Source organism: Streptomyces sp. NBC_00654 (genome assembly GCF_026341775.1).
In the GTDB taxonomy this organism is placed as follows: domain Bacteria; phylum Actinomycetota; class Actinomycetes; order Streptomycetales; family Streptomycetaceae; genus Streptomyces.
Genome location: NZ_JAPEOB010000001.1, coordinates 279507 through 300785, shown reverse-complemented (window position 1 = coordinate 300785; position 21279 = coordinate 279507). Strand labels below are relative to the sequence as shown.

General features: G+C 71.4%; 17 protein-coding genes. 9 read left to right on the top strand and 8 right to left on the bottom strand.

Translation table 11 applies throughout. The features are described from left to right. Positions 1-28 precede the first annotated feature (28 nt). From OHA98_RS01380 to pdhA, 3 genes are read right to left on the bottom strand one after another with little or no spacing between them, the layout of a single operon-like run. Positions 29-1522 (bottom strand): dihydrolipoamide acetyltransferase family protein, encoded by a 1494-nt coding sequence (locus tag OHA98_RS01380; RefSeq protein WP_266922251.1) that lies wholly within the window; start codon positions 1520-1522, stop codon positions 29-31. A gap of 13 nt (positions 1523-1535) precedes the next feature. Further along, positions 1536-2516, bottom strand: coding sequence for an alpha-ketoacid dehydrogenase subunit beta (locus OHA98_RS01375; RefSeq protein WP_266922250.1), 981 nt, complete (start codon positions 2514-2516; stop codon positions 1536-1538). 2 nt (positions 2517-2518) lie between these two features. Further along, positions 2519-3676, bottom strand: coding sequence for a pyruvate dehydrogenase (acetyl-transferring) E1 component subunit alpha (gene pdhA / locus OHA98_RS01370; protein WP_266922249.1), 1158 nt, complete (start codon positions 3674-3676; stop codon positions 2519-2521). Positions 3677-4076: 400 nt separating this feature from the next. On the opposite strand from pdhA, the gene OHA98_RS01365 reads away from it, so the two are divergent. From OHA98_RS01365 to OHA98_RS01355, 3 genes are all read left to right on the top strand, one after another. Next, complete coding sequence (locus tag OHA98_RS01365) at positions 4077-4736, top strand: response regulator transcription factor (RefSeq protein WP_266922248.1); 660 nt, start codon at positions 4077-4079, stop codon at positions 4734-4736. Between the two features lie 244 nt (positions 4737-4980). Beyond that, complete coding sequence (locus OHA98_RS01360; protein ID WP_266922247.1) at positions 4981-5409, top strand: pyridoxamine 5'-phosphate oxidase family protein; 429 nt, start codon at positions 4981-4983, stop codon at positions 5407-5409. A 63-nt stretch (positions 5410-5472) separates the two neighbouring features. Further along, positions 5473-6558 (top strand): phosphotransferase enzyme family protein, encoded by a 1086-nt coding sequence (locus OHA98_RS01355; protein WP_266927641.1) that lies wholly within the window; start codon positions 5473-5475, stop codon positions 6556-6558. 54 nt (positions 6559-6612) lie between these two features. Here OHA98_RS01355 and OHA98_RS01350 read toward each other — a convergent pair whose 3' ends face one another. Continuing rightward, positions 6613-8187, bottom strand: a complete 1575-nt coding sequence (locus OHA98_RS01350; RefSeq protein WP_266922246.1) for a protein kinase — start codon at positions 8185-8187, stop codon at positions 6613-6615. 291 nt (positions 8188-8478) lie between these two features. On the opposite strand from OHA98_RS01350, the gene OHA98_RS01345 reads away from it, so the two are divergent. The 6 genes from OHA98_RS01345 (at position 8479) to OHA98_RS01320 (ending at position 16335) form a co-directional block, all read left to right on the top strand. Next, complete coding sequence (locus OHA98_RS01345) at positions 8479-10173, top strand: protein kinase (RefSeq protein WP_266922245.1); 1695 nt, start codon at positions 8479-8481, stop codon at positions 10171-10173. 184 nt (positions 10174-10357) lie between these two features. Next, positions 10358-11140 (top strand): hypothetical protein, encoded by a 783-nt coding sequence (locus OHA98_RS01340; protein WP_266922244.1) that lies wholly within the window; start codon positions 10358-10360, stop codon positions 11138-11140. Between the two features lie 93 nt (positions 11141-11233). Beyond that, positions 11234-11857 (top strand): PadR family transcriptional regulator, encoded by a 624-nt coding sequence (locus OHA98_RS01335; RefSeq protein ID WP_266922243.1) that lies wholly within the window; start codon positions 11234-11236, stop codon positions 11855-11857. A 190-nt stretch (positions 11858-12047) separates the two neighbouring features. After that, entirely contained in the window at positions 12048-12812 is a 765-nt protein-coding gene (locus OHA98_RS01330) for an ABC transporter ATP-binding protein (protein ID WP_266922242.1), read from the top strand. Continuing rightward, on the top strand, positions 12809-15664 hold the full coding sequence (locus OHA98_RS01325) for an FtsX-like permease family protein (RefSeq protein ID WP_266922241.1): 2856 nt from the start codon (positions 12809-12811) through the stop codon (positions 15662-15664). Before OHA98_RS01330 ends, OHA98_RS01325 begins: the two co-directional genes overlap by 4 nt. A gap of 122 nt (positions 15665-15786) precedes the next feature. Further along, a complete protein-coding gene (locus tag OHA98_RS01320; protein WP_266922240.1) occupies positions 15787-16335 on the top strand; it encodes a bacterial proteasome activator family protein in 549 nt (182 codons plus the stop codon). 151 nt (positions 16336-16486) lie between these two features. Here the strand turns inward: OHA98_RS01320 and OHA98_RS01315 are convergent, their stop codons facing one another. The 4 genes from OHA98_RS01315 to OHA98_RS01300 all read right to left on the bottom strand — a co-directional run bounded on the left by OHA98_RS01315 (position 16487) and on the right by OHA98_RS01300 (position 21231). Further along, positions 16487-17512, bottom strand: a complete 1026-nt coding sequence (locus tag OHA98_RS01315; RefSeq protein ID WP_266922239.1) for an NAD(P)H-quinone oxidoreductase — start codon at positions 17510-17512, stop codon at positions 16487-16489. A 70-nt stretch (positions 17513-17582) separates the two neighbouring features. Continuing rightward, complete coding sequence (locus OHA98_RS01310; RefSeq protein WP_266922238.1) at positions 17583-18725, bottom strand: TrkA family potassium uptake protein; 1143 nt, start codon at positions 18723-18725, stop codon at positions 17583-17585. Continuing rightward, entirely contained in the window at positions 18683-20359 is a 1677-nt protein-coding gene (locus OHA98_RS01305) for a molybdopterin molybdotransferase MoeA (RefSeq protein WP_266922237.1), read from the bottom strand. Before OHA98_RS01305 ends, OHA98_RS01310 begins: the two co-directional genes overlap by 43 nt. Then, positions 20356-21231, bottom strand: a complete 876-nt coding sequence (locus OHA98_RS01300; protein ID WP_266922236.1) for an NTP transferase domain-containing protein — start codon at positions 21229-21231, stop codon at positions 20356-20358. The genes OHA98_RS01305 and OHA98_RS01300 overlap by 4 nt, the downstream gene beginning before the upstream one ends. Positions 21232-21279: the final 48 nt, after the last annotated feature.

Genomic DNA, 21279 nt, shown 5'->3' with positions numbered 1-21279 from the left:
CACCGGAAACACGTACCGCAGAAGGGCGTTACGCCCAGGTGATCAGCCGCTTCGGCTGCTCCAGGATCGCGGCGACATCCGCCAGCACCTTGGAGCCCAGCTCGCCGTCGACCAGGCGGTGGTCGAACGACAGCGCCAGCGTGGTGACCTGACGGGGCTTCACCTTGCCCTTGTGGACCCACGGCTGGAGCTTGATCGAACCGACCGCCAGGATCGCGGACTCGCCGGGGTTGAGGATCGGCGTGCCCGTGTCGACGCCGAAGACGCCGACGTTCGTGATCGTCACCGTGCCGCCCGCCATCGCGGCCGGGGAGGTCTTGCCCTCGCGGGCCGTGGTGACCAGCTCGCCCAGTGCGGCGGCGAGCTGGGGCAGGGTCTTGTCGTGCGCGTCCTTGATGTTCGGCACGATCAGACCGCGCGGGGTGGCGGCCGCGATGCCCAGGTTCACGTAGTGCTTCTGGACGATCTCTTGGTTGGCCTCGTCCCAGGCGGCGTTGACGTCCGGGTTCCGCTTGATCGCGACCAGGAGCGCCTTGGCGATGATCAGGAGCGGGTTGACCCGGACGCCCGCCATGTCCTTGTCTTCCTTGAGCTCGGCCACGAGCTTCATGGTCCGTGTGACGTCGACCGTGACGAACTCGGTGACGTGCGGCGCCGTGAACGCGCTGCCCACCATGGCCTGCGCGATGGCCTTGCGTACGCCCTTGACCGGGATACGGGTCTCCCGGGCGGTCACCGAGGGCTGCGCGGCCGGGGCCTCGGTCCCAATGCCGGCGGGCTCCGCGGCGACGGACACGGCGGCGGGAACCTCGGCCACCGGCGCTGCCGCCGCGTGGACGTCCTCGCGGGTGATGATCCCGTCCTTGCCGGTCGGGGTGACCGTCGCCAGGTCGATCCCCAGGTCCTTGGCCAGCTTGCGGACCGGCGGCTTGGCCAGCGGCCGGCCACCCGTGGGCACCTCGCCCGAAGCGGCCGGACCCGAAGCGGCCGGGGCGGCGGGCGCGCCGTGCCCGTTCAGCTCGGCCTGCACCGCCGCCGCGACGGCGGCGGCCTCCGGAGCCGCGGCAGCACCCTTGCGCGGCCTGCGCTTGGTGGAGGACTCGGCCACGCCGTAGCCGACCAGGACCGGCTGTCGGCCCTTCGGTGCCTCGTCCTCGGCCGCCGGAGCCTTCGAGGGGGCGGCAGCGGGCGCGGCAGCGGGAACAGCGGCGGAAGCGGTGGCAGGAGCGGCCGCGGGAGCCGCGTCACCGCTGCCCGGTGCCACGTCCACCGAGATGATCACCTCGCCGACATCCACGGTCGTGCCCTCGGGGAAGCGCAGCTCGTGCACCACCCCGTCGAACGGGATCGGCAGTTCCACGGCCGCCTTGGCCGTCTCGACCTCGCACACGACCTGGCCGTCGGTGACCGTGTCACCGGGCTGGACATACCACTTGAGGATTTCCGCCTCGGTCAGTCCCTCGCCCACATCGGGCATCTTGAACTCACGGAAACGAGCAGACGTCTCAGTCATCGTCGTCACGTCCCTCTCCCCTTCAGTACGCCAGCGAGCGGTCGACGGCGTCGAGCACCCGGTCGAGACCCGGCAGGTACTCGTCCTCAAGACGGGCCGGCGGGTAGGGGACGTGATATCCGCCGACCCGCAGCACCGGTGCTTCGAGATGGTAGAAGCAGCGCTCGGTGATCCGGGCGGCGATCTCGGCCCCGGAGCCGTAGAAGACGGGTGCCTCGTGGACCACGACGAGCCGGCCGGTCTTCTCGACCGACGTCTGGATGGTGTCGAAGTCGATCGGGGACATCGACCGCAGGTCCAGGACCTCGACCGACTTGCCCTCCTCCTGGGCTGCCGCGGCGGCTTCCAGGCAGACCTTCACCATCGGGCCGTACGCGACGAGGGTGAGGTCGGAGCCCGTGCGGGCCACGGCGGCCCGGTGCAGCGGGCCGGGGATGGACTCGGTGTCGACCTCGCCCTTGTCCCAGTAACGCCGCTTCGGCTCGAAGAAGATGATCGGGTCGTCGCTCTGAACGGCCTGCTGCATCATCCAGTAGGCGTCGCTCGCGTTGGACGGCGAGACCACCTTCAGGCCCGCGACATGCGCGAAGAGGGCCTCGGGGGACTCGCTGTGGTGCTCGACCGCGCCGATGCCGCCGCCGTACGGAATCCGGACGACGACCGGCAGCTTGATCTTGCCGAGCGCGCGGGCGTGCATCTTCGCGAGCTGCGTGACGATCTGGTCGTACGCGGGGAAGACGAAGCCGTCGAACTGGATCTCGACGATGGGGCGGTAGCCGCGCAGGGCCAGGCCGATCGCCGTACCGACGATGCCGGACTCGGCGAGCGGGGTGTCGATGACCCGGTCCTCGCCGAAGTCCTTCTGCAGCCCGTCGGTGATCCGGAAGACACCGCCGAGCTTTCCGACGTCCTCACCCATGATGAGGGTCTTGGGGTCGTTCTCCAGGGCGTGGCGCAGTGACTCGTTGAGCGCCTTCGCGATGGACATCTTTTCCACGGCCATGGCTAGTTGCCCTCCTCGGCAGAGTCTGCGAACGATGCCTGGTAGGCGGCGAACTGGGCGCGCTCCTCGTCGACGAGGGAGTTGCCGTCGGCATAGCCGTGCTCGAAGATCGCCATCGGGTCCGGGTCGGGCATGGCCCGTACCGCTTCGCGTACCCGCTTGCCGAGGGTCTCGCTCTCCTCGTCCAGCGCGGTGAAGAACGCCTTGTCGGCGAACTTCTGCTTCTCCAGGTACGTGCGCAGCCGCAGGATCGGGTCCTTGGCCTCCCAGGCCGCCCGCTCCTCGTCGGCCCGGTACTTCGTGGGGTCGTCGGAGGTGGTGTGGGCACCCATCCGATAGGTGAACGCCTCGACGAGGGTGGGGCCCTCGCCGCGGCGGGCGCGCTCCAGCGCGGACCTGGTGACCGCCAGGCAGGCGAGTACGTCGTTGCCGTCGACCCGGACGCCGGGGAAGCCGTAGCCCTGGGCGCGCTGGTAGAGCGGCACGCGGGTCTGCTTCTCGGTCGGCTCGGAGATGGCCCACTGGTTGTTCTGGCAGAAGAACACCACGGGGGCGTTGTAGACCGCGGAGAAGGTGAACGACTCCGCGACGTCGCCCTGGCTGGAGGCACCGTCACCGAAGTACGCGATCACGGCGGAGTCCGCGCCGTCCTTGGCGACGCCCATGGCGTAGCCGGTGGCGTGCAGGGTCTGCGAGCCGATGACGATCGTGTACAGGTGGAAGTTGTTGGTGCTCGGGTCCCAGCCGCCGTGGTTCACGCCGCGGAACATGCCGAGCAGATTGGTCGGGTCGACCCCGCGGCACCAGGCGACGCCGTGCTCGCGGTAGGTCGGGAAGACATAGTCGTCGTCGCGCAGCGCCCGGCCGGAGCCGATCTGCGCGGCTTCCTGGCCCAGCAGCGAGGCCCACAGGCCCAGCTCGCCCTGACGCTGGAGGGCCGTGGCCTCCGCGTCGAAGCGGCGGGTCAGGACCATGTCCCGGTACAGACCGCGCAGCTCTTCCGCGGTCATGTCGATCGAGTAGTCCGGGTGCTCGACGCGCTCGCCCTCGGGCGTCAGCAGTTGTACGAGCTGGGGCTCGGAACTCTGCGGCGTCTTGGCGGCGCTGGTCCGCTTGCTGCTGCGTCGCGGTTTGCGCGCGGCAGTGCTCTCCACGGTCACGTGCGTGCTCCTCCGTCGGTCCGGCCCCCGGGGTCTGCCGGGAACCAGTGCGGCTCGCCTGTTTCCGGACCCGTGCACGGGGTGGGTGCCACTCGGCCGGGATCAGGCGTGACAGGTGCCCCGGCGAGCGTCCTGTCATAGGCACGTTACCCAGTGCTTCGCATAACTGCGAAACCCTATCTGACCTGCGATTTTGCTTGGATTTCCAAGTAAATCGAAAAAATCGTCAAGCCTTGCTGGTCACAGCACTGGTAACAGCCTCGCAGGCCGCCGGAACAACGGCACGTTATCCCGGCGAAAGGCGCCAGGGAAGGGCAGCGAGGAGCTGATCCACAGCTGATCCAAAGCCGGCCCGAGGCCGACAGGAGCGGAGCCGGGGTGAATATGTGAGACTGCGCTTGTGCGCAACGATGGAAAAATCACTGTATTTCTGCTCGATGACCATGAGGTCGTGCGACGCGGAGTCCATGAGCTTCTCTCCGTCGAGGAAGACATCGAGGTCGTCGGCGAGGCGGGCACAGCGGCGGACGCGCTGGTGCGGATTCCGGCCACCCGCCCCGATGTCGCGGTGCTCGACGTACGGCTGCCGGACGGCAGCGGGGTGGAGGTGTGCCGGGAGGTCCGTTCCCGTGACGAGAACATCAAGTGCCTGATGCTGACGTCGTACGCCGATGACGAGGCGCTCTTCGACGCCATCATGGCGGGCGCGTCCGGCTACGTCCTGAAGGCGATCCGCGGGAACGAGCTGCTGAACGCGGTACGGGACGTGGCGGCCGGGAAGTCCCTGCTGGACCCCGCGGCGACCGCCCGCGTACTGGAGCGGCTGCGCGAGGGCAAGAACGGCAAGGGCAACGACAAGCTCGGCAACCTCACCGAGCAGGAACGCAAGATCCTGGACCTGATCGGCGAGGGGCTGACCAACCGGGTCATCGGCGAGCGGCTTCACCTGGCCGAGAAGACGATCAAGAACTATGTCTCCAGCCTGCTCTCCAAGCTGGGCATGGAACGCCGCTCGCAGGCCGCCGCCTATGTGGCCCGCCTGCAGGCCGAACGGCGCTGAGCGGCGCCGTACGACACCGGGCGGGACCGGGCGGGACCGGGCAGGACGGGGCAGGACCGGGCAGGACCGGGCAGGACCGGGCAGGACCGGGCAGGACGGATCGGCAGCGACCGGCACCCGCGTCGGGCAGGTTCGGACCCTTCTGAGAAGTCCCGGCGGCCCCGGGTGATCTGGGACTTTGGTCCCGGACCACCCGGGGCCGCCGACTCTTACCCGCCCCCTACCCGTGCCGGACAGTGGACCTATGCCCTCTGAGGAACTCCACGCAATCGAGCTGCTCGGCCGCGTCCCCTACGGCCGGCTGGCGACGAGCATGCGGGCCCTCCCCTTCCTGGCGGTGGCCCGGCACATCGTGGTCGGCGACCGCATCCTTCTGCGGATGCACAGCGGCTTCGGCTACCACGAGGCGTGCAACGGGAGCGTCGTCGCCTACGGCGCGGACAACTTCAACGCCGCGACCCCCGGAGACGGCGGAAATCTCTGGTCGGTGCAGTTCACCGGCCCCGCCGAGATCGTGCGTCCCAGCCCTGACCTGCGGGAACTGTTCGGCACCGCCCCCGCCAGGGTCAACGGCGAGCCGTTCGAACCGGCCTTCCTCAGCCTGGATCCCCACTTCGTCAGCGAGCACACTTTGGACTTCCGCGCAAGTCCGCTGATCCGCAACGCAGCGTGATCTACCATTTGGTAAGTGCCGCGCTCATATGTAACCCGCCCGCCTGTTCCTCCGGTCGGCGAAGTGCTGCGCCGCTACCCGGACGTCGGTGAACCGCTCGCCTGCGAACCGATCACCAAAGGCCTTCTCAATCACGGATACCGCGTCTCCACCACCAGCGGCTCCTATTTCCTCAAGCACCATCTGGACAAGCAGCATCTGGACGACGCCACCGGCGAACGCGCCACGATCGTGCGCCAGCACCGCGCGACCCAGCGCCTCCAGTCGCTCGGCGTGCCCGTGGTCCCGCCGCTCGCGGACACGGAGGGTGACACGGTCGCGGTGATCGGCGGCCGCAGCTATGCCCTGCACCCCTGGGTGGACGGTCTGCACCGGGTCGGCGCCCAGCTGACCTGCGCCGAGTCCCAACGGCTCGGGACGCTCCTCGGAGCCGTACACACCGGTCTGGAACAGGTCATGGCACCCGGCAGCGGCGAGGACGGCGACAGCGGCGGACGTGGCGGTTGCCACGGCGGCGGTGAGGGTGGCTGTTCGGGGGCCGGACAGCCACCCCGGCCCGGTTACGGGAGTCCCGACCCGGCCGACACCTTCGCGCTGATCGACGATCTGCTGTCCGCTGCCCGCGGACAGCACCCCCGGGGCACCCCGCGGGACGCCTTCGACGAACTCGCCGTACACCGGCTGGTGGAGCGGCGCACGCTGCTGGAGCGGCATGCCCACCGCCGCCCGCCCACCCCGGAGGGACCCGCCACGGGCTGGGTGCACGGCGACTTCCATCCGCTGAACCTGCTCTACCGGGGCGCCGACCCGGTCGCGATCGTCGACTGGGACCGGCTGGGAGTGCAGCCGCGCGCCGAGGAGGCGGTCCGGGCCGCGGCGATCTTCTTCGTCCGGCCGGCGGGGGAACTGGAGCTGGAGAAGGTACGGGCGTACGCCCGCGCGTACCGGAACGCCGCCGGGGCCTGCGCGGCGGAAATGGCCGCCGCGGTGCACCGGGTGTGGTGGGAGCGGCTCAACGACTTCTGGATACTGCGCTGGCGCTACCGCCTGCACGACCGCAGGGCCGACCCGCAGTTCCCTGCGGTGTCGGCCCTGGCGGTGTGGTGGACGCGCGAGTACGAGGCGGTGAGCGAGGCCTTCACGGGGTGAGGCCGCCCTGCGACGTAAGGGCCCCGCGACGTCAGGGCCCCGGCGAATGCGCCGCTACGGGGTCAGACCCGTCGACGCACCGACGTTGCCGCCCGCTCCGCCGTCCTCCGAGCCTCCGTCGTCCCCGTTGCCTCCCGGGGAGCCCGGGGCCGTGGTCGGGTCGGTCGGCTGGTCGGTCGGCTCGCCCGTCCCGCCCTCGTTCGTGTTCCCGTCGGAGTTGCCGCCCGTGTCCGGCGGGCTCGGGGAGTCGGACGGGGTGTACGACGGCTGGGTCGGCTTGTGCGAGGGTGTCCACTGCGGCTGGCTGGGCTGCGTCTGACTGCCCGAGGAACCGTCCGGCTCCTCGGAGGGCTCGGTCTCCTCGTCGGTCGGCTCCGGGGAGGTCTCCTCGTCGGACGGCGAGACGGAGGTGGAGGGGGTGACCGGCTTCTTCGCCTTGCCGCTGTCGTTCGCCGCCTGGACGGCGAACGCGACGCCCGCGCCGATCGCGATCAGCGCGAGCACGACGAAGAGCCACATCTTGCCGCGACCGCCGCCGGACCGGTGCCCGCCGTCGTACGCCCCGTCGTCCGGGTTCATCGGCGGCAGGATCGGCCCCTGCGAGGTTTCCCCGTGCACCGGGTGACCCATCGCCGTCGTCGCGCCGGTCATGCCCATGGCCGGGGTGTGGCCGCCCTCGTGCATCGTGACCGGGCCGGTGTTCCACGTACCCGTGTGACCGCCCTGCACCTGGAGCATCTGCAGGCTGTACTGGACCAGGCCGCGCATCTCCTCGGCGCTCTGGAACCGGTCGTCGGGGTCCTTGGCCAGCGAGCGCATCACGAGCCCGTCCAGCTCCGGGGGCACCCCGTCCGACACCTCGGAGGGCGGCACCGGAATGTCCTGGACGTGCTGGTACACCACGGAGAGCGGGGTCTCACCGGTGAACGGGGGCCGCAGGGCGAGGAGTTCGTAGAGCAGGCAGCCGGTGGCGTACAGGTCGGAGCGGTGGTCGACCGCCTTGCCGAGCGCCTGTTCCGGCGAGAGGTACTGCGGTGTGCCCATGACCATGCCGGTCTGCGTCATCGTCGACTGCGCGCCGTGCAGCGCGCGGGCGATGCCGAAGTCCATCACCTTGACCGCGCCGGAGTGCGTGATGATCACGTTGGCGGGCTTGATGTCACGGTGCACGATGCCGTGCTGATGCGAGTACGCGAGGGCTTCCAGCACCCCCGAGACGATGATCAGCGCCTGCTCCGACGGCGGGGCCTCCGCGCTGAGGAGCAGGTCACGAATGGTGCGGCCCTCGACCAGCTCCATCACGATGTACGGGACGGTCTGGCCGCCCACGACATCCTCGCCGGAGTCGTACACGGCGACGATCGCATGGTGGTTGAGGCCCGCGACCGACTGTGCCTCGCGGGTGAAACGTGCCTTGGAGACCGGGTCCTCGGCGAGATCGGAGCGGAGAAGCTTCACCGCGACCGTACGTCCCAGGCGGACGTCCTCCGCGGCATAGACCTCTGCCATGCCGCCCCGGCCGAGCCGGTGGGTCATCCGGTAACGTCCGTCGCCGACGACACCGCCAATGCCCCAGGAGTCGGTGCCATCCGAAACTCCGCCGCCGTTTGCTTCGGAATCGGGTGCCATCAGTCCTCGCCGTCGTATCTGTCCGCGCGTCCGCGGGTTCTCACGGTGCCTAGCTGCATTGCCACGTCACGCTACAGCCTCTCCCGGACACACCTGTTCCGAGAGGGACGGGTCATCCAACCGACCGGCGTGCCGGACAAGCAAATTCCATGCACATCCTGTAACGCTTCCGAGACGCTTCTTGTGCTTAGGGTCACGGAACGGGCACCTGGCTTGACGTGTCGTACCCCTCGGGCAGACTTGGCCGTCGTACGGATCATCGCGTCAGTCGCGCCGAGGGGGAAGCAAGTCATGAGCCAGGACGGCGCACACGGCGCACAGGGTCGCTACGCGGGCGGTGCCATCGCGGGCGGCCGGTACCAGCTCCGGGACCTGCTCGGCGAAGGCGGGATGGCCTCCGTATATCTGGCGTACGACTCGGCGCTCGACCGCCAGGTCGCGATCAAGACGCTGCACACGGAGCTGGGGCGCGAGCAGTCCTTCCGCGAGCGGTTCCGGCGCGAGGCACAGGCCGTCGCCAAGCTCCAGCACACCAACATCGTCTCGGTCTTCGACACCGGCGAGGACGAGCTCGGCGGCGCGCTGATGCCGTACATCGTCATGGAGTACGTCGAGGGGCAGCCGCTCGGCTCCGTCCTCCAGGCGGACATCCGCAGCTACGGCGCGATGCCCGCGGACAAGGCGCTCAAGGTGACGGCCGATGTGCTGGCCGCGCTGGAGACCAGTCACGAGATGGGGCTGGTCCACCGGGACATCAAGCCCGGCAACGTGATGATGACCAAGCGCGGCGTCGTGAAGGTCATGGACTTCGGTATCGCCCGCGCCATGCAGTCGGGCGTGACCTCGATGACGCAGACCGGCATGGTCGTCGGTACGCCGCAGTACCTCTCCCCCGAGCAGGCCCTCGGGCGCGGGGTGGACGCCCGGTCCGACCTGTATTCGGTCGGCATCATGCTCTTCCAGCTCCACACCGGCCGGATCCCGTTCGACGCGGACTCGCCGCTGGCCATCGCGTACGCGCATGTGCAGGAGGAGCCCGTCGCACCCTCCAGCATCAACCGTGCGGTCACCCCGGCCATGGACGCGCTGGTCGCCCGCGCCCTGAGGAAGAACCCGAACGAGCGCTTCCCCAGCGCGGCCGCGATGCGGGACGAGATCGCCCGCGTGCTGAACGCCGGTGGCGGCCAGACCGGCGCTCCGGTGATCGTCAGCGGCGGAGCTCCGACGAACAGCGGTTCGGGTGTCGGCTCGGCGGTGTTCCCGCCCGTCGACCAGGCCACCTCGGCCCCGCACAGCGTCCAGACGCCCTACCAGCCGCACCCGCACCCGCAGCACCAGCCGCAGCAGCCCCACCAGCAGCCGGGGCCGTACAACCAGCCCACCCCGGCGCCCGCGCCGAGCTACGGCTACCCGCAGTCGGCCCCGGCGTACCAGACCCAGGGCCCCCTGGCCCACCAGACCCCGCCGCCGTACTCGACCGTCCCGCAGAACACGGGTGCCGGCGGCATGGGCGTCAGCGGTGGCGGTCCGGGCGGTGGTCCGGGCGGTGGTGGCTCGAAGCGGAACATGCCGGTCATCGTCGGAGCGATCGCCGTCGCGCTGCTCGCGATCGGCGGTCTGATCACGGTGCTGTCCCTCCAGGGCTCCGACGCCGACAAGGACGACCCGACGTCGAACGAATCGTCGGTGGCGGGCGAGCACAAGCCGCCGGAGCGCAACCGGACGATGAAGACCGAGAAGTGCACGGACGCGATGGAGGACTCGAACGACCCCTCGAAGGTCGCGGCTCCGAACTTCATCTACAAGGACATCAAGTCGGTGAAGGCCTGCGCCCTGGCGGCCGGATGGACGATCAAGGAGATCAAGGAGCCGGGCAACACGTACGCGGAGGACCAGGTCGTCGACCAGTTCCCGTCCTCGGGCACCGCCGTCTCCGAGCGGGGCGCCCACTTCGAGCTGCGGATCTCCACCGGCGACCCCGCCTAGGGACTGCACCCGGCACGCATCACACGTCACCCGGCACGCATGATGCGTGATGCGTGCCGGGTGACGTGTGATGCATGCCGGGCGATGCTGTGCCGGGGCGGGATTATGAGGGATGCCCCGGCATTCCGTGGGCGTCTCCGGTGTCCGGGATGCCGGATATATCGGCGCGTGTGACGCTGATCTCATGGCTCCAGGACTCCTCCCAGCGCGGTCGTCGACATACGTGGCCTGTCTGGTGATGGCGGTCGGCGCGGCGCTGGGGACCGTGAGCGGGACGGCGTACGCGGGCGTGGCCCCGGACGCCGCGGCCCTCGCCTCTTCCGCCCGCCCGGGAACGGCCCCATCGGGCGCCTCTCCCGCAGCTCCGCCCGATGCTCACCCGAGTGCCGCGCCGAGCGCCCCGCCGCCCTCGGCCCGGCCGTCGATGCTTCCTTCCGCCCCGCCTTCCCCGCGTGCCTCCGGCACGGCGACGCTCCGGCCCGCGGACGGCGGTCCGCCCGCACCGACCGGAGCGGCCGACGCGTCCGCCGGTGATGCCGCACAGCCACCCGCAGGGTCGGCGGAAGGGTCGGCGGGAAGGTCGTCCTCCGCCTCCTCCGCACCCCTCACCTCCCCGGATTCCGCTGCGGATCCCGCTGCGGCTTCGCCTTCCGCTTCGGCTTCGGACCGGCCGCTCGCCGGGCGGGAGGCCGGGGCGGGGCGGGCGCGCCCCGGGCGCTCGCTGTCGCCGCTGGAACTCGCGCGGGCCGAGGCCGGCCTCGAAGAGGACGAACCGGAGGCGGACGCCGTTGACGTGCCGGTATTCACCCCACCGGCCAGTGCGTTCTCCAACCCGCCCGGGGCTGCCGGGCAGGCGCTGGACGCGCCGTCCGTGGAGCAGGTGAAGCAGGTCTCGCTGGGGGCCGGGATCGCGCTGGTCGGGACGGGACTGGGCTTCCTCGCCTTCCGTATGCGCCGAACCCACTGAGCGTTCCCGGCCCTCGGAAACCGGCCGCGATCCGCCTGTGGTGCAAGGACACCGGGCTTGCCATCAGCGACATACTCGGTATACATACTGAGTATGTCGATCCGTCACGGGCTTCTCGCCCTCCTGGAGCGCGGGCCTCGGTACGGCTCCCAGCTCCGCACCGAATTCGAGTCCCGCACTGGTTCCACCTGGCCCCTGAACGTCGGCCAGGTCTATACGACGCTCAGCCGCCTGGAGCGCGACGGCATGGTCGCGCAGGACGGCGCCGACGACGCGGGCCACGACCTGTACACGATCACCGACGACGGCCGCGCCGAGCTGCACAGCTGGTTCGAGACGCCGGTGGACCGCAGCAGCCCGCCCCGTGACGAGCTGGCGATCAAGCTCGCGATGGCCGTGGGCGCCCCGGGCGTCGACATCCGGCACGTCATCCAGTCCCAGCGCCACCACACCCTGAAGGCGATGCAGGACTACACCCGGCTGAAGGCGCAGGCCCTCGCCGATGTCCCGGCCAACCGTGACGAGGTCGCCTGGCTCCTCGTGGTGGAGCAGCTGATCTTCCAGGCCGAGGCCGAGGCCCGGTGGCTGGACCACTGCGAGGCCCGGCTCGTCCGCCTCGCCGAGGCCGCCGCCACCGAGCCGGCGGCCGAGTCCGGTACGGCCGCCACCCGCGCCCCGGCGCGCTTCCCGGCCGCCCGCCCGCGTACCCGCCGCTGACCGGAACCACTGCCGCCCACCTGCCGGGCGCGGGACCGGAACCACTGCCGGCCGTCCTGCCCCTGCCCCGCCCCTGCCCCGCCCGGCTCGCCCCGCGGCCTGCCGGGCCCTGCCACGGCCTGCGGGCGGCCCTGCCCATGCACGACTCTGCACGACCTGCTCCGAGCGTTCCTAGGGGGAACAACCCACCATGTCCTCGCCCGCCCCTTCTCCGTCCACCGGCCTGCCCGTGGACGAGCCCGTTCTCGAACTGCGGAAACTGACCCGCACACACGGTTCCGGCATCGCCGAGGTGCACGCCCTGCGCGGCGTCAACCTCTCCGTGCGCACGGGCGAACTGGTCGCCGTGATGGGCCCGTCCGGTTCCGGCAAGTCCACCCTGCTGACCCTGGCCGGAGGCCTCGACACCGCCACCGGCGGCCAGGTCGTCATCGAGGGCCAGGACATCGCCGCCCTCGGCCGCAAGGGCATGGCCGCTCTGCGCCGCCGCAGCGTCGGCTACGTCTTCCAGGACTACAACCTGATACCGGCCCTCACCGCCGCCGAGAACATCGCCCTGCCCCGCGAACTCGACGGAATCCCGCTGCGCAAGGCCCGCAGGGAAGCCCTCGCGGCGCTGGCCGAGATGAACCTCGCCGAGATCGCCGACCGCTTCCCGGACGAGATGTCCGGCGGCCAGCAACAGCGCGTCGCCATCGCCCGCGCCCTCGTCGGGGACCGGCGCCTGGTGCTGGCCGACGAGCCGACCGGGGCGCTCGACTCCGAGACCGGCGAGGCCGTCCTGGCCCTGTTGCGCAAGCGCTGCGACGAGGGTGCGGCAGGGGTGATGGTGACCCATGAGCCCCGTTACGCCGCCTGGGCCGACCGGGTCGTGTTCCTCCGGGACGGCTCGATCGTCGACCAGACACTGTCCTCCGGGGCCGACTCCCTGCTCGTCGCCGAGGCCGCCGAGTGAGCCTCTTCTCCGGATGGCGCGCCGCCCTCCGTATCGCCCGGCGCGACGCGATGCGGGCCAAGGGCCGCAGCGCCCTGGTGGTCGCGATGATCGCCCTTCCCGTCCTCGGCGTCACGGCCGCCGATGTCACGTACCGCAGCGCCACCCCGACCAGGGCCGAGGAACTGACGGCCGTCATGGGCGCGGCGGACGCCCAGTACAGCGACCCCGGCCTGGGGAGGGTGCCCATCCAGCAGGTGCCCGACCAGAGCGCGTGGCGCAGTGGCGACGAGGCGGCCGGACCGCGGCAGGGCGAGGAGCGGAAGCCGGTGGATGTACCGGCCACGTTCCCGAAGGGCTCACGGTTCCTCACCGAACGGTCCGTACCCGCCTCCGTCACGACCGCCCACGGCATCACGAACACCGAGATCACCGAACTGCGCACCGCGGACCGGATGCTCCGCGGCAGGATCGAACTGGTCGACGGCGCGTTCCCGCACGGCAAGGGTGAGATCGCCGTCACCGAGGCGTTCCTGAAGTCGTCCGGCCTCCACATCGGCTCCCGCCTCACCGTGCGCGGCCCCGACCTGGCGTACACCGTCACCGGTTCCGTGGAACTCCCCGACGCGCTGGGCAAGCAGGCCCTGTACGCCGATCCGGGCGCCGTCATCGCCCCCTGGAAAGCCGCGGCCGACCGCGACGACAGGATCCTCCCGCCCAACCCAAACAGGACGGAGTGGCTGGTCCAGGGCCCGAAGGGCGCCGGGGTGACCTGGCCCGACGTGCTCGCCGCCAACGAGAAGGGCGTCCTGGTGCTGTCCCGCCGGCTCGTCCTCGACCCCCCGCCGGACTCCGAGATCCCGTTGGCCTCGCAGATGAGCGGAAGAGACGACGGCGGGCTGGTCATGAGCACGGCCGTCATCACCGTCGTGGCCATGACGGTCCTGGAGATCGTGCTGCTCGCCGGGCCCGCGTTCGCCGTCGGCGCGCGCCGGTCGCGCAGGCAGCTCGGCCTCGTCGGTGCGTGCGGCGGCGACCGGAGTCAGGTACGGGCCGTCGTGCTCGCCGGTGGTGTCGTGCTCGGCGGTGCCGGCACCGTGCTCGGCGTGCTGCTCGGACTCGGCCTGACCCTGGTGTTCCGCCCGCTGATCGAGGGCTACACCGGTAACCGCTTCGGCGGCCTGACCCTGCGCCCCGCGGAACTCCTGGCGATCGCCCTGCTCGGCCTGGTGACCGGCGTCCTCGCGGCTCTCGTCCCGGCCGTGGTGGCCGGCCGCCAGTCGATCCTGGAATCGCTCACCGGCCGTCGCGGCACCCGCCGGAGCTCCCGCGTACTGCCCGTCCTCGGCTCCCTCACGCTGGCGGGCGGTGTCGCCATCGCCGTCTACGGGGGTGTCAGCGGTGAGACCCCCCTGGTCGCCGGTGGCTCGGTCATCGCCGAACTGGGCGTGCTCGCCTGCATCCCGGTGATCATCGGTTTCCTCGGCCGGCTCGGCCGCAGGCTCCCGCTCACACCGCGCATGGCGCTCCGTGACGCGGCACGCAACCGGGGACGTACCGCGCCCGCCGTCGCCGCTGTGATGGCCGCCGTGGCCGGCACGGTCGCCGTCGCCACGTACGCCTCCAGCGCCATGGCCGAACAGGACTACGACTACTCCCCGGTCCTCACCAAGGGCACCTCCGCGCTCGTCGCCGAGGACCCGTCCGCGGCCAGGAAGCTCCCGGGCGCGCGGGCGGCCGTCGAGCGGAACATGCCCGTCAGCGGTGGCCGCTCCGACGTCGGACGGGTCTGGGCGGGCAGCGACTGCTACGTCTACTACGAGGAGGAGAACGGCTGTGGCAGCCTCGAACTGGTCAAGCCCACCGGCAAGGGCCACACCTGCCCCCTGAAGGGCCGGGGCGCCAAGGAGCTCGCCGCACGGCTCTCCGCCGAGGAGCACAAACGGCTGACGAACTCCCCCGCCTGCATGGACGAGTACATGAGCCTGACGTCCTTCGGGACCGACACCAACAAGATCGTCACCGGTGACGCCTCGCTGCTCAGCGCGTACGTCAAGCTCGACGACCCCGCGGCCGCCAAGGCCCTGAAGGCGGGCACTCCCGTCCTGCTGAACCCGGCCTACGCGAAGAACGGTGAGGTCACCCTCAAGGCCGTCCACACATACAACCCCCGCGACAAGAAGAACCGCGCACCGCACCCCGGCAAGGCCCGGACCACCACGGACCGGCTGAAGGTGTACGTCGCGCCCGCGAAGTACACCGCGACGCCCGGCATCCGCATGATCATGCCGCAGCCGACCGCGGAGCGGCTCGGTCTGCATACGCAGATCCACGCAAGCGTGTACACGACCACCCGCCCTCCGACGGAGGCGGAGAAACAGGCGACCTCGGCGGCGATCGACCAGGCCGGCGGCAGCGCCCACGTCATCACGGAGAACGGTTCGTCCAGCCAGGAGGACGCGGTCCTGCTGATCCTCGCCCTGTTCGCGGGCGTGGTGACCCTGGGTGCGGCGGCCATCACCACCGGCCTGGCCAAGGCCGACGCGGAGGCCGACCTGACCACCCTCGCGGCGGTCGGCGCGGCTCCGGGCGTACGGCGCTCGCTCTCGGGGTTCCAGTGCGTGGTGGTCGCGCTCACCGGGGTGCTGCTCGGTACGGCGGCGGGCATCGTGCCCGCGGTCGCACTGCGGCTGATCGACCTGCGCGACGCGATGCGGCAGATGCGCCTGGAGCCGATGAACTCCGCGTACACACCGATCGTGCTGCCCTGGCTCACGATCGGGCTGCTCGCGGTGGTCGTACCCGTGCTGGCCGGGCTGCTGGCCGCCGGTCTCACCCGGTCACGGCTGACGCTGTCCCGGCGGGCGGGGTGAGCGGTTCACGGGCCGACCGCTGACCGGCCGACCGGCCGACCCGGCGCCCTCGGGGAGGGTGGATCATGCTTTCCCGGGGGCACCAGGGTGGTGTACCGCATGTGTGCGAGACAATGGGCCCCATGGAGATGCCGAGGAATGACCGGTCGCAGGAGCACCCCCAGGTCCTCGTGGTGGGACAGGACGGAATGGCTATCGGCGGCGGTGCCGGTGACGACGAGTCGCGCGAGGTCCCGGTGACGGAAATGGTCGAGCAGCCCGCGAAGGTCATGCGCATCGGCAGCATGATCAAGCAACTCCTGGAGGAGGTCAGGGCGGCTCCTCTCGACGAGGCGAGCCGGGTCAGGCTCAAGGAGATCCACGCCAGCTCCGTGAAGGAGCTGGAGGACGGGCTGGCTCCGGAGCTGGTGGAGGAGCTGGAACGCCTCTCGCTGCCGTTCACCGAGGAGTCGATCCCCTCGGAGGCGGAGCTGAGGATCGCGCAGGCCCAGTTGGTGGGCTGGCTGGAGGGCCTCTTCCACGGCATCCAGACCGCTCTGTTCGCTCAGCAGATGGCGGCCCGCGCCCAGCTGGAGCAGATGCGCCGCGCCCTGCCGCCCGGCACGGGCCACGAGGACGAGGACGGCAGCGGGGACCCGCACGGAGCGATCCGCTCCGGCCCGTACCTGTAAACCGCCGGCCAGGAGCCGATCAGTACGGAACGGACCGGGCCCGGCACACACATCGCTGTGTGCCGGGCCCGGCCGTGTGCCGGCGGCGCCGGGCCCGGGTCGCCTCAGCCCTGCGAAGACTCGTCACGAGGAGTACTCGCGCACCTACGCATCAGGCGGGCTCGGGAGCGGGCTCGGACCCGGGGGCGGGCGCGGGCGCGGGAGCGAGCAGGAGCACCTTCCCGATGTGCGCGCTGGACTCCAGAACCCGATGCGCCTCGGCGGCGTCCTCCATCGGCACCGTGCGGTCCACGATCGGCCGGACGACGCCGCCACCGATCAGCGGCCACACGTGTTCGCGCACGGCGGCGACGATCGCGGCCTTCTCGGCGAGCGGCCGGCCCCGCAGGGAGGTGGCGGTGATGGCCGCCCGCTTGTTCAGCAGAGCGCTCAGATTCAGCTCTCCCTTGACCCCGCCCTGGAGGCCGATGATCGCGAGCCGTCCGTTCACGGCCAGCGCCTTCACGTTCCGGTCCAGATACTTCGCACCGACGATGTCCAGGATGACGTCCGCGCCCGCCCCGTCGGTCGCCCTGCGCAGCTCCTCGACGAAGTCCTGCTCGCGGTAGTCGATGAGGATGTCCGCCCCCAGCTCGGCGCAGCGCGCCAGCTTCTCCGGTCCGCCCGCCGTCACCGCGACGCGCGCGCCGACCGCCTTGGCGAGCTGAATGGCCATCGTGCCGATGCCGCTGGATCCGCCGTGGATCAACAAGGTCTCGCCGGGCCGCAGGTGGGCCACCATGAACACGTTGGACCAGACCGTCGCGGTCACCTCGGGCAGCGCCGCGGCCGTCGCCAGGTCCACGCCGTCCGGTACGGGCAGCAGCTGGCCGGCCGGTACGGCCACCTTCTCCGCGTACCCGCCGCCCGCCAGTAGTCCGCACACCTCGTCACCGACCGCCCATCCCGCGCCCCCGGGACCGAGTGCCGTGATCCGCCCCGCGCACTCCAGACCGGGGTAGGGGGAGGCACCGGGCGGCGGGTTGTAGAAGCCCTGGCGCTGGAGTACATCGGCGCGGTTGACCGCGCTGGACACGACCTCGACGAGCACCTCGCCCTCGCCGGGTACGGGATCGGGCACCTCGGCCCACACGAGCGCCTCGGGGCCACCGGGTTCGGGGATCGTGATCGCATGCATGGCGGCGAGGCTACTCCGTGCGGCCCACGAGGCCCGTGACGGCAGGCGGAACAGCCTGCCGGCCCTGTGGTCAGGGACGCTGCGGCGCCGACGGCGGATTGTTCGCCGGCGGGGTGTGGAGCGGACTCGCCCGCACGATGGTGATCAGCCGGTCCGTCAGCTGGAGGGGGCTGGCAGCCGGATCGTCGTAACCGAGCAGCCGGTGCCCGCGCAGCACGCTCACCACCAGGTCATCGGTCTCCCGGACGTTCTTGCCCACCTCGGCCTTTATCACCGGCCGCTCGACGAGGTCGAGGCCGCTGCCCTGCTGGATCAGGTCCTCCATCACGGTGCCCGCGCTCGGGCTGAGGACGGAGAGACCGAGCAGCCTGCCCGCCGCACTGGCGCTGGTGATCACCGCATCGGCGCCGGACTGCCGCAGCAACGGCGCGTTCTCCTCCTCGCGCACCGCGGCCACGATCTTCGCCCCGCGGTTGAGCTGGCGCGCCGTCAACGCGACCAGGACCGCCGTGTCGTCCCGCTGGGTGGCGATGATGACCTGCCGGGCCTTGTGAAGCTCGGCCCGCAGCAGCACATCGCTTCTGGTCGCATCGCCGACAACACCGGTGAAGCCCTCTGCGTTGGCCGCCTCGATCACCTTCGACGCCGGGTCGACGATGACGATCTGGTCCTTCTTCAGGCCGGTGGTGCACAGAGTCTGGATCGCCGAGCGGCCCTTCGTACCGAAGCCGACGACGACGGTGTGGTCACGCAAGTTGGATCTCCAACGCTTCAGCCGGAAGTCCTCCCGGGTCCGTTCCGTGAGGACCTCAAGAGTGGTGCCGACCAGGATGATCAGGAAGAGCACGCGCAGCGGTGTCACCAGCACCACATTGGTCAGCCGGGCGCCGTCCCCGTACGGGGTGATGTCGCCGTAGCCGGTGGTGGAGAGGGTGACGGTCGCGTAGTACACCGCGTCCAGCAGATCGACCTTGCCGTCGGCGCTGTCGTTGTAGCCGTCACGGTCGACCCAGACGATGAACACCGTGGCGGCCAGCACCATCAACGCCATCATCAGCCGCTTGGCGACCTGCCGCGCCGGTCTGTCGACGACCCTGCGCGGGAGCATCACCCGGGTGGGTACGACATGCTCCTCGGCGCGCCTGGCCATCGCGTCCTGGCCGGGAAGTTTCACGTGAAACACCCTTCCGTCCACGGCGTCGCCGAGGCCCACGGTAGATCGAGGATGTCCACCTCGGTGCCGGACCGTACCCCGCCCGGTGGCACAACGGCCAGCCCGTCCGCCCCGGCGACCCCGCGCAGCATCGCCGGACCGTTGTAGTGCAGGGGTACGACGTAGTCCCGGCCGCCCGCACGGCCGACGCGATGGACCACGGGGACGAGCCGGGTGTCATGCGGGTTCCCGTTCACCTCGGCATGGACGAGTGCCCGGTACGGCTCCTGGGACAGCCTGCCCGCGATCCCTCCGAGCAGCGGCTCGGCGAGCGTGAGCAGGCCCGAGACGGCTGCCAGTGGATTGCCGGGAAGGCCGACCAGGTAGGGCCCGTCCGATGGCAGCCGAGCCAGCAGCATCGGATGGCCGGGGCGCACGGCGACCCCGTCGACCAGCAGCTCGGCGCCGATCTCGGCGAGGACCGGGTGGACGTGGTCGACCGGTCCCGCCGCGGTACCGCCGGTCGTGATGATCAGGTCGGCCCGTGACGTGGTCAGGGCCTGGCGCAGGGCGTTCGCGTCGTCCCCGAGACGGCGGGGTTCGGACACCTCGGCTCCCGCCGCACGGAGCCAGGGGCCGAGCATGGGGCCGAGCGCGTCACGGATCAGCCCGTCGTGCGGGAGGCCCGCGGTGAGCAGTTCGTCGCCGAGAACGAGGACGTCGACGCTCGGTCTGGCCACAGCGGCCAGCGCGTCGTACCCGGCCGCAGCGGCGAGGCCGAGCACTGCCGGGGTCACCAGCGTTCCGGCGGGCAGCAGTTGGTCCCCGGACCGGCACTCCTGCCCCCGGGGCCTGATGTCCTGTCCCGGAACGACGTCCCGCCGGGCGTGCAGAAGCCCCTTCACCTCGTCGGCGTGGGCGTGCTCGCTGCGGATGACGGCCGTGGCGTCGGCCGGGATACGCGCACCGGTGGCGATCCGTACCGCCCGGCCGTCGGGCAGCGGCGCGGGCGCACCGCGTCCGGCGAGCAGCCCCTCGTCCTTCCGGAAGCCCCATGGCCCCGGCCCCGCGACGGCCCAGCCGTCCATGGCCGACGTGTCGAAGGACGGCAGGTCGGTGAGTGCGCCGAGCACCTCGGCGAGTACGTGCCCCAGGGCCCGGTCGAGGGGGACCCGCAGCGCGGCCACGGGTGAGGTCCGCCCGGCACGAGCGGCGATGCTCCGGGCCTGGTCCCAGGGGGTGTCTCCGGCCCTGTGCGTATGAGGGCGGCGGGCGGAGGCGGCCTGGTCCCCGGCAGAGGCGGCCTGGCCTCCGGCCGCGGCACCGGAGGCCGACGCCGGGAAGGTAGAGGTAGAGGTAGAGGGAGAGGGAGAGGGAGAGGGAGAGGGAGAGGGATCCGGCGAGAGGGAGGGATACAGGGAAGAAGCCGGGGCCGGGGCGGGGGCGTGGGCCGGAGAGCCCGGGGACTGCGCGGGGTGCCGGCCCGGGGACTGGACGGAGGCATGGCCCGGTGACTGGGCGGAGGTCCGGCCCCGGTGCCTGCCGGGCGACTGGGCCGGGTTCGAGGGGCGGGGCGCTTCGTGGGCCTGGTGGGCGACCAGCGCCAGGGCCTGTTCCACGGCTCGCTCCTCCTCGTCCGTCTCCGGAGAGACGTCGGGGGAGCTGCCACCGGCCCCGGGGCCGCGGGCGGTCATGGTGTTCCGGTCCCGTCGGCGCCGCCCGCCTCGTCCTCCCACCGCAGGGCGAGCGCGACTGCCTTGCGCGCGGCCTCCGCGACTGCCTCGGCGGCGCCTTCGGGACCGGCGCCGTCGGCCGCCTTCGCTGCCGCGTACCCGACGAGGAACGTCGTGAGCGGCGCGGCCGGCCGGGCGACACCGTGCGCGGCATCACGGGCGAGGTCGAGCAGGACGCCGGTGTCGACGTCGAGGTCGATGCCCAGTTCGGTCTTGACTGCGGTGATCCATTCGTCCAGCACGGTCCCATGCTCCCTGATACGGGCCCTGGCTTCGGCGATGTCCTCCCAAGTGTCGCAGTCGAACGAGGCGAGGGGACCGGCCGTGACCCGGGCCAGCTCCAGTTCGGCCGTCAGCAGCCGCAGCGGGAGCCCGGCGAGACTGCCGTGCTCGGTGGCGATGAGTGCCAGTTCCCGGCGCAGCGGCTCGCCCCGGTAGGCGGCGACCAGCGGCTGGTCGCGCCCGTCCGGGTCCGTGCACAGGGCGCCTTCCCTGCCGTCCTCCCCGGCGGCGGCCAGCAGGGCTTCGACGGTGCCCACCCCCAGGAACGGCAGGTCGGCGGAGAGTACGAGAACTCTCTCCGCCGTCGTGTGGCGTACTCCCGCCCCGAGCGCCGCCAGCGGGCCACCGCCCGCCGGGACTTCGCGCGCCCAGGTCACGGGCCTTCCGGTGGGCCTGCGGCCGCCCACCACGACAGTGGTGCGGGCCCCGGCGCAGGCCGCGAGAACCCGGTCGAGCAACGCCCGGCCACCGACCCGGACCCCTGGCTTGTCGGCTCCGCCGAGCCGCTTGGCGGCTCCTCCGGCAAGGACGATCACGTCATAGGCGGTCATGCGTCGAGTATGGGTGCCGGCCACCGCCCCCGGTCCCTCCGGGGGCGG

Excerpts from the sequence above, each read along its gene's own strand:
- OHA98_RS01360 (WP_266922247.1), top strand. The coding sequence starts at position 4,981 with ATGCCCTCTGAGGAACTCCACGCAATCGAGCTGCTCGGCCGCGTCCCC.
- OHA98_RS01340 (WP_266922244.1), top strand. The coding sequence starts at position 10,358 with ATGGCTCCAGGACTCCTCCCAGCGCGGTCGTCGACATACGTGGCCTGT.
- OHA98_RS01350 (WP_266922246.1), bottom strand. The coding sequence starts at position 8,187 with ATGGCACCCGATTCCGAAGCAAACGGCGGCGGAGTTTCGGATGGCACC.
- OHA98_RS01335 (WP_266922243.1), top strand. The coding sequence starts at position 11,234 with ATGTCGATCCGTCACGGGCTTCTCGCCCTCCTGGAGCGCGGGCCTCGG.
- OHA98_RS01330 (WP_266922242.1), top strand. The coding sequence starts at position 12,048 with ATGTCCTCGCCCGCCCCTTCTCCGTCCACCGGCCTGCCCGTGGACGAG.
- OHA98_RS01345 (WP_266922245.1), top strand. The coding sequence starts at position 8,479 with ATGAGCCAGGACGGCGCACACGGCGCACAGGGTCGCTACGCGGGCGGT.
- OHA98_RS01375 (WP_266922250.1), bottom strand. The coding sequence starts at position 2,516 with ATGGCCGTGGAAAAGATGTCCATCGCGAAGGCGCTCAACGAGTCACTG.
- OHA98_RS01305 (WP_266922237.1), bottom strand. The coding sequence starts at position 20,359 with ATGACCGCCCGCGGCCCCGGGGCCGGTGGCAGCTCCCCCGACGTCTCT.
- OHA98_RS01320 (WP_266922240.1), top strand. The coding sequence starts at position 15,787 with ATGGAGATGCCGAGGAATGACCGGTCGCAGGAGCACCCCCAGGTCCTC.
- OHA98_RS01315 (WP_266922239.1), bottom strand. The coding sequence starts at position 17,512 with ATGCATGCGATCACGATCCCCGAACCCGGTGGCCCCGAGGCGCTCGTG.
- OHA98_RS01300 (WP_266922236.1), bottom strand. The coding sequence starts at position 21,231 with ATGACCGCCTATGACGTGATCGTCCTTGCCGGAGGAGCCGCCAAGCGG.